The sequence below is a fragment of the Aquibacillus albus genome (assembly GCF_016908325.1).
GTDB lineage: Bacteria > Bacillota > Bacilli > Bacillales > Amphibacillaceae > Aquibacillus_A > Aquibacillus_A albus.
Genome location: NZ_JAFBDR010000012.1, coordinates 79,327 through 92,069 on the forward strand (window position 1 = coordinate 79,327; position 12,743 = coordinate 92,069).

Annotated in this window: 14 protein-coding genes; 12 read left to right on the top strand and 2 right to left on the bottom strand. The window is 36.4% G+C overall.

Annotation, left to right across the window (positions count from 1 at the left end):
• Positions 1-6 precede the first annotated feature (6 nt).
• Positions 7-1,311: an arsenic transporter gene (locus JOC48_RS11790; RefSeq protein ID WP_204499918.1), complete on the top strand. Its 1,305-nt coding sequence runs from the start codon at positions 7-9 to the stop codon at positions 1,309-1,311.
• Positions 1,312-1,329: 18 nt separating this feature from the next.
• On the top strand, positions 1,330-1,749 hold the full coding sequence (arsC, locus tag JOC48_RS11795) for an arsenate reductase (thioredoxin) (protein ID WP_204499919.1): 420 nt from the start codon (positions 1,330-1,332) through the stop codon (positions 1,747-1,749).
• Positions 1,750-1,879: 130 nt separating this feature from the next.
• Here the strand turns inward: arsC and JOC48_RS11800 are convergent, their stop codons facing one another.
• Together JOC48_RS11800 and JOC48_RS11805 are read right to left on the bottom strand one after the other, a co-directional pair.
• The gene (locus tag JOC48_RS11800; protein ID WP_204499920.1) at positions 1,880-1,981 is read right to left on the bottom strand and encodes a YjcZ family sporulation protein; all 102 of its coding nucleotides are present in this window, start codon (positions 1,979-1,981) and stop codon (positions 1,880-1,882) included.
• Between the two features lie 537 nt (positions 1,982-2,518).
• Positions 2,519-2,662 (bottom strand): hypothetical protein, encoded by a 144-nt coding sequence (locus tag JOC48_RS11805; protein ID WP_204499921.1) that lies wholly within the window; start codon positions 2,660-2,662, stop codon positions 2,519-2,521.
• Between the two features lie 167 nt (positions 2,663-2,829).
• Between JOC48_RS11805 and sppA the strand changes: the two genes are divergently transcribed.
• The 10 genes from sppA to JOC48_RS21280 all read left to right on the top strand — a co-directional run bounded on the left by sppA (position 2,830) and on the right by JOC48_RS21280 (position 12,564).
• Positions 2,830-3,831, top strand: coding sequence for a signal peptide peptidase SppA (gene sppA, locus JOC48_RS11810; RefSeq protein ID WP_204499923.1), 1,002 nt, complete (start codon positions 2,830-2,832; stop codon positions 3,829-3,831).
• 12 nt (positions 3,832-3,843) lie between these two features.
• Positions 3,844-4,308, top strand: a complete 465-nt coding sequence (locus JOC48_RS11815) for an RDD family protein (protein ID WP_204499925.1) — start codon at positions 3,844-3,846, stop codon at positions 4,306-4,308.
• Between the two features lie 89 nt (positions 4,309-4,397).
• Entirely contained in the window at positions 4,398-5,453 is a 1,056-nt protein-coding gene (locus tag JOC48_RS11820) for an LLM class flavin-dependent oxidoreductase (RefSeq protein ID WP_204499927.1), read from the top strand.
• A 195-nt stretch (positions 5,454-5,648) separates the two neighbouring features.
• Entirely contained in the window at positions 5,649-5,837 is a 189-nt protein-coding gene (locus JOC48_RS11825) for a hypothetical protein (RefSeq protein WP_204499929.1), read from the top strand.
• A 69-nt stretch (positions 5,838-5,906) separates the two neighbouring features.
• The gene (locus JOC48_RS11830; protein ID WP_204499931.1) at positions 5,907-6,995 is read left to right on the top strand and encodes a serine hydrolase domain-containing protein; all 1,089 of its coding nucleotides are present in this window, start codon (positions 5,907-5,909) and stop codon (positions 6,993-6,995) included.
• Positions 6,996-7,217: 222 nt separating this feature from the next.
• Complete coding sequence (locus JOC48_RS11835) at positions 7,218-8,591, top strand: MATE family efflux transporter (protein ID WP_204499933.1); 1,374 nt, start codon at positions 7,218-7,220, stop codon at positions 8,589-8,591.
• A gap of 210 nt (positions 8,592-8,801) precedes the next feature.
• Positions 8,802-10,334: a gluzincin family metallopeptidase gene (locus JOC48_RS11840; protein ID WP_204499935.1), complete on the top strand. Its 1,533-nt coding sequence runs from the start codon at positions 8,802-8,804 to the stop codon at positions 10,332-10,334.
• 4 nt (positions 10,335-10,338) lie between these two features.
• Positions 10,339-10,686 (top strand): DUF4260 domain-containing protein, encoded by a 348-nt coding sequence (locus JOC48_RS11845; protein WP_204499937.1) that lies wholly within the window; start codon positions 10,339-10,341, stop codon positions 10,684-10,686.
• Between the two features lie 188 nt (positions 10,687-10,874).
• The gene (locus tag JOC48_RS11850) at positions 10,875-11,399 is read left to right on the top strand and encodes an RNA polymerase sigma factor (protein ID WP_239584333.1); all 525 of its coding nucleotides are present in this window, start codon (positions 10,875-10,877) and stop codon (positions 11,397-11,399) included.
• Complete coding sequence (locus JOC48_RS21280; protein WP_239584334.1) at positions 11,386-12,564, top strand: DUF4871 domain-containing protein; 1,179 nt, start codon at positions 11,386-11,388, stop codon at positions 12,562-12,564. Before JOC48_RS11850 ends, JOC48_RS21280 begins: the two co-directional genes overlap by 14 nt.
• Positions 12,565-12,743: the final 179 nt, after the last annotated feature.

The following is a 12,743-nucleotide window of genomic DNA, read 5'->3' on the forward strand; positions in this document are numbered from 1 at the left end:
GGGGAAATGGATTTGTCATCTTCGGTTATACTAGCATCGCTTATCTTCTTGGTTACCTTAGTATTAGTGATTTGGCAGCCAAAAGGATTATCGATTGGTTGGTCTGCATGTGGTGGGGCAATCCTTGCTTTAATAGTAGGAGTAGTAGGTTTTAATGATGTCATTGAAGTAACGGGAATTGTTTGGAACGCAACGCTTGCATTTGTTGCAATTATTCTTATTTCATTGATTTTAGACGAGATTGGATTTTTTGAATGGGCTGCATTGCACATGGCGAGAGCTGCAAATGGTAACGGTATAAAAATGTTCGTCTACGTTAGTTTACTAGGCGCAATTGTTGCAGCCTTTTTTGCCAATGATGGTGCAGCATTGATACTTACTCCGATTGTACTAGCCATGGTTCGCAACTTGAATTTTCAAGAAAAAATGGTGTTTCCATTCATCATGGCGAGTGGATTTATTGCTGATACAACTTCCTTGCCATTGGTCGTAAGTAACTTAGTGAATATTGTATCAGCCGACTTTTTTGGGATTGGGTTTGTCGAATATGCATCTCGAATGATTATTCCGAACTTCTTTTCGCTTGGTGCAACGATCGTAGTCTTATTGATTTATTTTAGAAAAAGTATTCCTAGAAATTACGATTTGGGACAACTGAAGCAACCGGTAGAAGCAATTAGAGATACGAAGATGTTTCGTCTTTCCTGGTATGTACTCGGTGTACTCTTAATTGGTTATTTTATTAGTGAGTTTATCAACTTGCCTGTTTCGATTGTGGCTGGTGTGATTGCGATATTCTTTATTTTGATGGCAAGAAATAGTAAGGCTGTTGATACAAAGGCGGTCATCAAAGGCGCGCCATGGGAAATCGTATTTTTCTCGATTGGTATGTATGTCGTTGTTTTTGGTTTGAGAAATGCTGGACTCACAGATGTATTAGCTAGTGTGATTCAGGCAAGTGCAGAGCAAGGATTATTTGTTGGTACGGTTGCGATGGGATTTATTGCAGCGATTCTCTCTTCCATCATGAACAATATGCCAACCGTAATGATTGACGCAATCGCGATTGCCGAAACGAATACTTCTGGTGTGATGAGAGAAGCACTGATTTACGCTAATGTCATTGGATCTGACTTAGGTCCGAAAATTACACCAATCGGTTCCCTAGCAACGTTATTATGGCTCCATGTGTTATCGCAAAAAGGAGTTAAAATCTCTTGGGGAACTTACTTTAAGACAGGAATTGTTTTAACGATTCCGATTCTATTTATTACTTTAGTGGGACTATATCTAACATTATTAATTCTTTAAAAAAGGAGATTTTTAATTATGTCTAAAAAAATAATCTATTTTTTATGTACAGGAAATTCATGTCGAAGCCAAATGGCTGAAGGCTGGGCGAAAAAACATCTTGGAGATGATTGGGAAGTTTATAGTGCAGGAATCGAGGCACATGGATTAAATCCGAATGCAGTAAAAGCAATGAAGGAAGTTGACATTGATATTTCTGATCAAGAGTCTGAAATTATTAATTCTGAGATTCTAAACAATGCAACATTAGCCGTTACCCTTTGCGGGGATGCTGCAGATAAGTGTCCGGTTACCCCACCAAGCGTAAAGCGTGAACACTGGGGCTTTGATGACCCTGCAAAAGCAGAAGGAACAGACGAAGAAAAATGGCAAGTATTCCAGCGCGTACGTGATCAAATCGGAGAGAGAATTAAACGATTTGCAGAAACCGGTGAATAACTATTAGGGGTCTGACCCCTCTCGTGGACAGTTGTCCTCTGTGGAAGGACAGTTGGGGCGGTGGATCTGTCCCTCTGTCCCTTAAACATAGAAGCAGACCATAAAATGATCTGCTCCATGAAAAGATTAATTAATATACGCCGCCAACGTAAGACGTTCCGACGATGATAAGAAGGATAAACAACACAACAATCAATGCAAATCCTGCACCATAACCGTATCCTCCACTCACGATTCAGCACCTCCTTTTTTTCGAGGTTACTAAAGTATATGAAAATAAACAGAAAGTGATTGGACATGTGAAATGGATGAGGAGCCTTATTTTACAAATAAAGAGCACTCGATGGGAGTGCTCAATAAGGGTGTACTATATGGGTGCAATTGAAATACTTTAGTTTATGTAAAGATAATTCTTTTTGAAACGGACAATAGTTGATATTTAATAATCGACAATCAACCTGGTATTGCAAAGATGTGAGTAAATACACTTAAACTCTGGAGTGCGTTGATCCAAGAAGGATTATCGCACTTTTTGTTATATAAAAACATAGTTACGAAGAAGTGTCCATTTATTTTATTTTTTTGTTAAACTTTGGAAGGTGCGTTAGTTATTTAAAAAGGGAGAGAAAACAGTCTTTCAATCACTCATTTTTGATATGGATGGAGGATGGAACGCGCTTTCAAAATTTGCACGAGAAGGTGAACTTTGTCAGGCTGACATCGTAATGAATAACTTAATGGAGTTACAAACCATATTATCGAAATTAAATTAACCATGGGTATGGGCTAATAGAGATTCCATTTCCTCATCCGTTACGGACTTCCATTTAATATCTTTTAAGCAGTCCTTGTCAATGGATTCAAGGAGTTTATCGATTTCGTCATAGCTTAACTTCGTTGTACGCTCATTCATATAGCGCTCACCTTCCTTTCACTTACACTATTCGATGACGTTCCTTTCTATATGAGGGTCGTGGGCAGAGGAGGGACAGAGGACCTGTCCCCGTGTCCCACTCGAAATCAATTTTTATATAATGTATGATTTATTAGGGTAGGTTAAGAAGAAATGGAGGAATGCATATGAATAAAAAACGTTGGATCGCTCTTGCTGTTGCTGTAGCACTATTTTTTGCTTCGTTAGGTTTTCAGTTCTTAACAAGCTTGGTAACTACAAACTATGAAGCAATGTTTAGTTTGGAAGATTTAGATGATGACTTTAATGAAAAAGTGATAGAGGAAGGCTCTGGAATGAGTAAAATTGCAGTGCTTCGCTTGAATGGGGTGATACAAAACACAACGGCAAACACATTGATTAATACGAGTTCCTATAACCATAAAAGATTTTTAGATATGCTGGATAAAGCAGCAGAGGACCCTCGTGTCAACGGAATTATTTTACGCGTCAATACACCAGGCGGGGGAGTGGTGGAAAGTGCAGAAATTCACGCTAAAATCGTAGAAATCCAAGAAGAGTACGAAAAGCCGATCTATGTGTCGATGGGAAATACAGCAGCGTCAGGGGGATATTATATTTCTGCTCCAGCGGATAAAATTGTTGCGCATAACGCCACACTTACCGGTTCCATCGGCGTAATTATGGAAAGCTTTAATTTTGCAGAATTTGCCGATGAACATGGAATCGATTTTAACACGATCAAAAGTGGTGAATATAAAGATATCATGTCAATGTCACGTGAGATGACGGAGGATGAACGGGAAATATTACAGACGATGATTGATGATATGTATGATGACTTTGTACAGGTAATCGTAGAAGGTAGAGACATGTCTGAGGATCGTGTCCGTGAATTAGGAGATGGTCGAGTATACACTGGAGCACAGGCGCAGGAGGCAGATCTTGTCGACCGTCTTGGTTCGTTAAACGATACGATAACGATGATGAAGGAAGATCAAGAATTAGGCAATGCGCAAGTGGTCGAATATGAACAAGGCTTGACTATTAACCAGTTTCTTGGTGGAACGATGAGAAGCATGTTTGGCGCGGAATCGGATTTAATTGGCATCAAGGATCTATTGCGAGAAAATAATGCACCACGTGCGATGTATTTATATTCTAAATAAGGGGGTGTCGTTATGAGTGAAGAGCATGTTAATTATGATTCAACACCAACTACGGGTAGAAGATATGCGGGGTTTTGGATGCGTTTTTGGGCATATTTGGCTGATTTAATAATAGTTTTCAGTATTAACGGCATTCTACTTATTCCATTTCGATTTATCAATGATGGTGCGAGTTTAGATATTGGATTCTGGACAGTCACGGGAATTCTAGGATCTATTATGTTTTATCTGTATTTTTTGTTCATGACAAAAGCCTTTAACCAGACGTTAGGAAAAATGATATTTGGTTTAAAAGTAATTCGGGAAGATGCAAAACCACTACAATGGAGTGATTTACTCTTTAGAGAAGTAGTCGGAAGATTCATTCACCGCGCGTTTTTTATTACTGTATTTCTATATATTGTTGTCGGATTTACAGCAGAAAAACAAGGAGTTCATGATATCATCGGCAGCACCCGTGTTGTGTTTGATGAATAGAGACAAAGGATTTGCCCCCTGTTTCTTCGTCGACAAAATATGACAAAATTCGGGTGGTGTCAGGCAATCATATGAGAAAGGTGAATAAAATGGAAAAGTATCGTATTAATCAGAGTAAGGGAATGGAGTTTGGGATTTATACATTAGGTGACCACTTACCCAATCCTGCAACTGGAGAAAGAATTTCAGCTGAAGAACGGATTCATGAAATCATTGAATACGCGAAGCTTGCGGATCAGGCTGGTATTGATTTTTTTAGTGTCGGGGAAAGTCACCAGGAGTATTTCGCAACACAAGCGCATTCTGTTGTTCTCGCTGCGATTGCTCAGGCAACTGAAAACATTAAAATTTCAAGCTCTTCTACAATTATCAGCACATCAGACCCCGTACGAGTCTACGAGGATTTTGCAACGGTTGATTTAATATCTAATGGTCGTGCCGAGATCATTGCAGGTCGAGCATCAAGAGTAGGGTTGTTTGATTTATTAGGGTATGACCTTCGTGATTATGAAGCGTTGTATGAAGAAAAGTTTGACTTATTGCGTCAAATCAATGAAGAAGAAGTGATCAACTGGAGTGGAGAGTATCGTGCTTCCTTAAAAAATGCGAAGGTGCTTCCACGTCCACAAAATGGTTCGCTGCCAATTTGGCGTGCAGTAGGTGGTTCACCTGCAAGTGCGGTAAAAGCGGGATATGCCGGAGTTCCAATGATGATGGCCCATTTAGGCGGCCCAGTATCTACATTTAAACGAACAGTGGATGCGTATCGTGATGCAGCGGAACGTGGAGGCTTTGATCCAGCGAAACTCCCGGTTGCAACAGCTGGATTTTTCTATGCGGCTGAAACATCCCAGCAGGCGTTAAGAGATATGTATCCGCACATTAATGAAGGAATGAAGAAAACGAACGGACAAGGCTTTCCGAAGCAGCACTTTGCCCAAGGTGTCGATCCGCATAATGTCATGAATATCGGAAGTCCACAAGAGATTATTGAAAAAATACTTTATCAGCATGAAGTATTCGGTCATCAACGTTATATTGCACAAATCGATTTCGGTGGCGTCCCATTTGAACGGTTACAAAAAAATATCGAGCTGATTGGCACAGAAATTTTGCCAGCCATAAAAAAATACACAGCGAAATAGTGGGACAGTGGACCTGTCCCTGTGTCCTGGAAATAAATATAAAAAATGACTCTTTGTTGGAAGAAAAGAGTCATTTTTGTTTTAAAATTGGGTGGTCAACTTTATGTAGGTGTTCCTTTTCATCAAAAGATAGATAGTAGAATTAAATTGCAACAGTTAAAACGATTTACAAATGAAGCAAGGTAGGTGATTGGTATGAAATTAGCGATAACGCTTATTATTATCGTAGGAATTATTGCTTTAGTTTCAACCATATTATTATTTGGTAAGAGTGATCAAGGATATAATGATGCTGCTAAAAAAAATGTAACACATTTAACATTAATTTATGTGATTGCAATACTAGGTTCCTTGATTGCATTAGTAGCATTTGTTGCTTTATGATGATTAATCCTAATTTAAGCTAGGAAAAACACAAATGTAATTAGTAGTTTTAAAGGAGGGAAAAGGAATATGGAAAGTCGAGTAAATACTGTAATAGAGGAGTATTTTAGAAAAAAGGTACAGAACGACCCTAAGATCCACAATGCTAATTTGCTAGTTTATTCGGAAAAGCACAACCTACATTTGCATTTGGCAGAGGGATCTACTGGAGAGATATCTGCACACGCACAACAACCTTATTATATTGCAAGTGTTAGCAAACTGTTTACATCTGTACTTATTGCTATGCTTGTTGAAAAAAGCATGTGTTCTTTTGACGACTACATTTCAACCTATTTAGACAATGACCTACTGCACAAATTACATGTGTATAAAGGTGTGGATTTTACTAGTGAAATTAAAATAAAGCATTTATTGAATCACACCTCGGGATTATATGATTTTATGGAGGACAAACCAAAGAAAGGTATAACTATCGTAGATTCGATCGTTAATGAACCATCACGTAGTTGGACACCTAGAGATGTACTTAATTGGGCGAAGCAGCATTTAGAACCTTTGTCGCCGCCGGAAAAAAAGTTCCATTATTCGGATACAGGTTATCATTTATTAGGTTTGACGATAGAAAGTATCATGAACAAGCCACTAGATGAAGTATTTCACGAATATATTTTTGAGCCGCTTGAGATGAAACACTCATTCCTTCATGGCTCTGAGTCTATTGAAAAGAGCGATCACCCTGTGGCAGATTTGTATATTCAAAATATCAATATAATTGACTATCAAAGCTTAAGTGTCGTATACGCTGGGGGTGGCATTGTTTCGACAAATGAAGACCTGCTAAAATTTATGAAGGCATTGGTGAATTATAAGATAATTAGGAAAGAAACCCTTCTAAAAATGAAAGCAGATTACGGAAGGTTTTTTCTTGGTATTGATTATGGGTATGGTCTAATGAATATAAAAACAATTCCAATCTTAATGCCAGCGAAGTTTAATGCTTGGGGAAATGCAGGGTCAACAGGGAGCTTTATGTTTTATCACCCTGGTTCAGATGCTTACCTTATCGGGAGTTTTAACCACTTTGGCTATGGGCAAAAGGGTATTCGGTTTATGCTTCAACTTATAAATAAAATTCAAAAAAACACCAATGATTAACATGAAGGTAACCGAACTCGGCATTGTATCGGGTTCATTTTTTTTGGAGTAAAATTCCAGTTCCTCTTTCTTTTTTATCGTAAGTTTATTATTATATATAAGATTAGTTTTTAATGTAAGCCTTAACACAAATCCATTGAATAACGTAAAGAATAAGAGTGGGCTTATTCAGCTCTCTCTCTTTCTTTTTGTAATAAAACGTCAAGTTCGAAGGGGATTCTTATGACAAAATCATCTCATGTAAAAAAATTATCGATCATTGCTGTCACTTGGCCTATTTTTATTGAATCACTCTTACATTTTTCATTAAGAGCAGCCGATGTATTTATGTTAAGTAAGGTTTCTGATGAAGCGGTTGCATCAGTAGGAGTGGCCAATCAATTAATTATGTTTGTGTTTTTCTTGTTTCAATTTATTGCAATAGGTTCATCGGTTGTTATTGCTCAATATCTTGGTGCAAAGAAATTCGATGAAATCAAGAAGTACACAGGGAATGGAATTTTCATCAATTTTCTATTCGGACTCATTGTATCAACGATCTTAATTATCTTTAGTAAACAATTGTTAGGTTTATTTGAATTAGAGCCAGAACTTTTTTCGCAAGCTAGAACGTTTCTTATGATTGTTGGAGGGGCTCTTGTTATGCAAGCGATGAGCATTACAATGTCGATGATTATTCAAACCCATGGATTTACTAGAGAAACAATGTTTGTTAGTGGTGGAATGAACATTATAAATATAATCGGTAATTATTTGTTTATTTATGGTGCTTTAGGTTTCCCACAATGGGGAGTTCCTGGAGTAGCCATCTCTACTGCTTTTAGTCAGTTTTTAGCGCTTATAGCCTTTGCGCTAGTTCTATATTATCGCGTAAACCTTAAATTAACTTGGCATGACTTGATAGATTTACAAAAGGAACGTCTAAAAAAAGTATTAAGTATCGGCATTCCTTCGTCCATGTCGATTATCTCTTATTCTAGTAGCCAAATTGTTACCACCGCCTTCATTACTTTGCTCGGCGCGCAAATGCTTGCAACAAGAATATATACATTAAATGTTCTCTTCTTTGTAATGGTTTTAGGAATTTCCCTTGGTAGAGGATCACAAATTATTGTCGGGCATTTGATCGGAGCTGGAAAAATGGAGGAAGCGTTCAGACAAGGAGTGCGTAATGTTCGCTGGAGTATCCTGATGGCATTGGCTATGACGTGTATTATTGTTTTATTTAGAAATCCGTTACTCGGCTTATTTACGAATGATCCAGAGATAATTCAAATGGGTGCTACTTTATTAGTCATGGGGTTTCTCCTGGAACCGGGAAGGTGTTTTAATCTTGTTTATGGTGCTACACTACAGGCAGCAGGTGACGCTCGGTATATGATGATTGTTTCTGTTACTGTTATTTGGGGACTAAGTGTTCCCCTGTACTACATTTTAGGAATCCATTTTGGGTGGGGCTTAATTGGTATATGGCTCGCTTTTATCGCAGATGAGTGGGTTCGTGGAATCGCTTTATGGGTGAGATGGAAAAGTAGGAAATGGGAAAATAAGGCGCTTGTTAAGCACGAGAAATCAGAGAGTCCAGAGTCAGCTTAGCTAAAAAAATTTTACAGTTTTGGAAACGGATTTGATTGAGTTCATGGAGAAAAATTGAGCTAAATCAATTTACAACGGAGGATGGGAATGATGGAACTATGTTTCTTGAAACCATCCATCAATACTCCTGCATGTGTCATCGTTGTAAGACGATGAGCTATGAGGCCAGGTAGAGTTGACTTTATATGAAAATTAGAAAAGAGATGATGTATGCTTAACTTTGAACGATTAAATATAATAACAGATATGCAAAATTGGAAAAAAGCGTATAGCGAGGAAATTGAGAAGCTTGATCACCTTTATCAAGAAGAAGAGCGTTTATATTATGAAATGTATACAGAAGGCATACGATCTAAAAGAATCGACGAAATTACAACGATTAAGCATAAATTAATGACAAACGAAAGTCTTCGTGAAACTTTTTTATCGTGGAGAAATACGTTTAGTAATAATGAAGTTTGGAAGCGGCGACTAGGTGTATTTTTATTTAAAATGAAACAAGAAGCACTTGATAGTGATCCAGATGTTACAGAGATACAAAAAAAATTACAAACAACTTTAATGGAAAGCAGGTTTACATTAAACGAAAAAGAATATAATCTTGGAACGGCCCATTCTAATATTATGGAAAATCCAGACAGAGAACTTCGGAAGCAGCTTTTCTTAGAAACGAAAAAAATCGGTAGAGATAATGAAGAGTTATTTAGAAAGTTGATCCAAAAAAGAAACAAACTAGCCAAAGAGCAAGGGTTCAATAACTACTATCAATTTAGATGTAGTCTCAAGGAAATTAACATGAGTTCATATATGGAAGAAATGAAAGCTTTGATAGAGCAATCAGAAGAAGCCTCGGACTATTGGGATGATAGGATAATAGATAAGTTTGGTTGGGAAAAGATACATCTTTATGACCAATATTTTTCAATGTTTAATTTCAATCGTATTCAAAGCAATGCTTTTACATCCAATCGCATGAAAGAGGTGTTAAGCGATATAGTTAATAGTCTAGGAATACCTATGCACCAATTACCTATGAAGATAGAGAGTATGGAGATACCTTATGGTGGATTCTGCATTAACATCAATCCAAACGATCTCCGATTAGTTGTGAACAAAAGAGATTCCTATTCGGTGTTTTTGTCCGGCATACATGAGATGGGACATGCTCTTGATGGTCATTTCAGTTCTTATAAATATCCAGAGCTATATCGTTTCTATTCAAGCATAGCAGCCGAAGCAATAGCTGAGTTATTTCAAACAATTATAACGGAACGAGATTTTCTAAAAAATAATTTTAACATTCCAGATGAAGTTTATTCTCAAATTATAGAAATCAATCATTTAACAGATATAAAAATGTTTAAAATGAATTACTATTACAGCATAGTGGAATTTGAATTATATAATCATCCAGAACGTTCATTTCAAGAAATCGCAAATGAGTGTTATCTACATGTATTTGGGTATGAGGGAGAAGCGTTCCACCCTGCAAGTGAGATGTTTTACATTGAAAATCCAGCATTTTTCCAAGACTATAATTATGCTTTGGCTATTCGAGACATGATTCGGGAGAAATTTGCAGTAACAAGTCTCTATAAAAAAACAAACTTATTTCAAGAACTTATTAAAAAGTTTATTGGACCAAACCAGCTATACTCTTGGAATCAACGTGTAGAGCGACTTTGTGGTGAACCTCATACCTTTACATACCTGGCAAAAAAATTGGCGAAGGGAAAATTTTAAACTAATGAATAAAATTCTTTTACACATAGAAGGGTTTGCCGTTTTGGTTTTAAGTGTATATTTTTACGGACAAAGTCAATTTAGTTGGTTATTGTTTTTTATTTTGCTATTTGCACCAGATATTTCCATGATTGGATATTTGCTTAATAATAAGGTTGGGGCTATCATTTATAATTTATTTCATACGTACAGTTTATCGATTAGTGTTGTTATCTGTGGACTAATAGTCCCAAATGAAACGCTCCTAGCCATTGGTTTGATATGGTCAGCCCATATTGGAATGGACAGGATGATTGGATACGGGTTAAAGTATCCAACAGAATTTAAAGCTACTCATTTGAACCGTGTTTAATCTACTATTTATATTAGCGGGTACTGAAAAGTTTTATCCATTCAAAATAATAATGCAATTAAATGAGAAGTTACGCTCGTATCAATATACGGGCTTTTTATTTTGGGTAACAAAAATAATATAAGGTGTAACTTTTTCACCTTCCATCCGTTAGTAGGGTGTACACCAAAAAGAAAGGAGCTGAGATATTGGATAAGGATTTAATCAAGCAAAACATTAATGTTTTGTATCAAAAGTATAGTAACGATGTATATCAATATATCTTTTTTATGATTGGTGAACATGATCAAGCAAAGGATATATTGCAGGACACATTCCTGCGAGCATACAACAAATATGAATCCTTCAATGGTGACAATGCGAAAAGCTGGCTATTTAAAATTGCTAGAAATTTAACCATTGATTACATAAGAAAGAGAAAACCTATTTTTTATATTATCGATTCTATAACCTCTATAAACGCAACAGATAGAACCCCGGAACAAATGTTGGTACTAAATGAAACAGAGCATCAATTGTATAAGGCATTGAGTAAAATTAAACGATCCTATCGAGATGTCATTGTATTAAGAAAAATGAAAGAATTCTCTATAAGTGAGTCTTCTCATATTCTGGGGTGGACTGAAAGTAAAGTGAAGGTTACTTTATTTAGAGGAATGAAAGCATTGAAAAAAGAATTGGAAAAGGAGGGGTATAGTCATGACAAATTTTGAAGAGATGGATAGTTATGATGATAGCTTTAAATCGATGAAAAATAAGGTTTATCTTTCTGAAACGGAAAAAAGAGAGGTTTTCCATAAAATAAATATGAAAATAGAGAGGAAACCATCCATTCGGAAACAGTTATCTATAAAATGGAAGTATCGTCTTGCTTTATCATCTGCCTCCTTTATATTAATGATTTTGATAATGCCTTTCTTAATTAATATTATTCAAGATTCAACAGGAAATTTAAGTAAAGATGAAAGCATTAGACAAATAGTAAATGAGTTGGACTATGATACAATCCTTCATCAAGAAGAAGTAAATAATGGAGTGGTCGTATTTTATATTCCGAATATAGAAACGGATGATGATGATACTAATTTATCGGAACTAAGTGCTATTTTTATAAAAAAGACTTTGTTGGGTTGGGAAGGAACCAATGATAGAGGGGGATACTCTTCAAATATTGGAGAGGATATTACCAGTCAATACCTCCCTAAATCGAATAGGCAGTCACCGTTTCCTATGCTTTATGGAGAAATTAATAACCAGGAAGTTGATCGAATCAAGGTAATAAACTTAGAAAATAATGCTGAATATCATGCTGAAACAGTAATAATGGAAAACCATCACATCTGGTTTGTTTTCTTGGATGAAATGGAAGAGGGAAAATATGAAATACAAGGCTTATCCGAAACAAATGAAATGATAACCTCAATTACAGTAGATAGAGGACTAGCGGATGCGACTATAAATGACGATAAAGAAATTAATGTCACTCCCAATTTTGTAAATGAAAAGGATTTTGAAACGATTGATTGGGAAAGAAAGGCAAATGAGTTTGGTGATAACAGAATGACAGGAAATAAAAATAAGTCAGGTGTCATTGGTGCTGATATGCCTAGTTTAAGTAATCAAAAGTGGATGTGGCATCTTTGGGGAATTGAAAATCCTCAGAATAAAAGCTTAACGGTTGTTGGTTTTCATAAAGAATCAGAAACAGTCCATCAAATTCTGACAAATGGTTGGACAATAGGACTTTCTGGACCTAATAATGGTGCAGATGCACACACACCATCAACAGTAAAAATCCCAGATCCAGGAGAGTGGGCAATATTACTTTATATCAATGAAGAATTATTTGACGTATTAGTTTATGAAATTAATGAATAGATGAACTGTCCTCCCACAGAGGACAAATGTCCACAAGCGGGGTCAGACCCCTTTAAAACTTCTTCCACTTTTCTCAGCTTTTAAATAACTTATAAATATCATATAATAGTAGGTGGTTTAATTTATAAATAATTGTAATGTATTTTGATAGGGGTAAAAGTGAGACAGAAAAGGTGTGT

What these genes read in the sequence shown, in the direction of transcription:
- JOC48_RS11790 (WP_204499918.1), top strand. Translation starts at nt 7, where the DNA reads ATGGATTTGTCATCTTCGGTTATACTAGCATCGCTTATCTTCTTGGTT.
- arsC (WP_204499919.1), top strand. Translation starts at nt 1,330, where the DNA reads ATGTCTAAAAAAATAATCTATTTTTTATGTACAGGAAATTCATGTCGA.
- JOC48_RS11805 (WP_204499921.1), bottom strand. Translation starts at nt 2,662, where the DNA reads ATGAATGAGCGTACAACGAAGTTAAGCTATGACGAAATCGATAAACTC.
- sppA (WP_204499923.1), top strand. Translation starts at nt 2,830, where the DNA reads ATGAATAAAAAACGTTGGATCGCTCTTGCTGTTGCTGTAGCACTATTT.
- JOC48_RS11815 (WP_204499925.1), top strand. Translation starts at nt 3,844, where the DNA reads ATGAGTGAAGAGCATGTTAATTATGATTCAACACCAACTACGGGTAGA.
- JOC48_RS11820 (WP_204499927.1), top strand. Translation starts at nt 4,398, where the DNA reads ATGGAAAAGTATCGTATTAATCAGAGTAAGGGAATGGAGTTTGGGATT.
- JOC48_RS11825 (WP_204499929.1), top strand. Translation starts at nt 5,649, where the DNA reads ATGAAATTAGCGATAACGCTTATTATTATCGTAGGAATTATTGCTTTA.
- JOC48_RS11830 (WP_204499931.1), top strand. Translation starts at nt 5,907, where the DNA reads ATGGAAAGTCGAGTAAATACTGTAATAGAGGAGTATTTTAGAAAAAAG.
- JOC48_RS11835 (WP_204499933.1), top strand. Translation starts at nt 7,218, where the DNA reads ATGACAAAATCATCTCATGTAAAAAAATTATCGATCATTGCTGTCACT.
- JOC48_RS11840 (WP_204499935.1), top strand. Translation starts at nt 8,802, where the DNA reads ATGCTTAACTTTGAACGATTAAATATAATAACAGATATGCAAAATTGG.
- JOC48_RS11845 (WP_204499937.1), top strand. Translation starts at nt 10,339, where the DNA reads ATGAATAAAATTCTTTTACACATAGAAGGGTTTGCCGTTTTGGTTTTA.
- JOC48_RS21280 (WP_239584334.1), top strand. Translation starts at nt 11,386, where the DNA reads ATGACAAATTTTGAAGAGATGGATAGTTATGATGATAGCTTTAAATCG.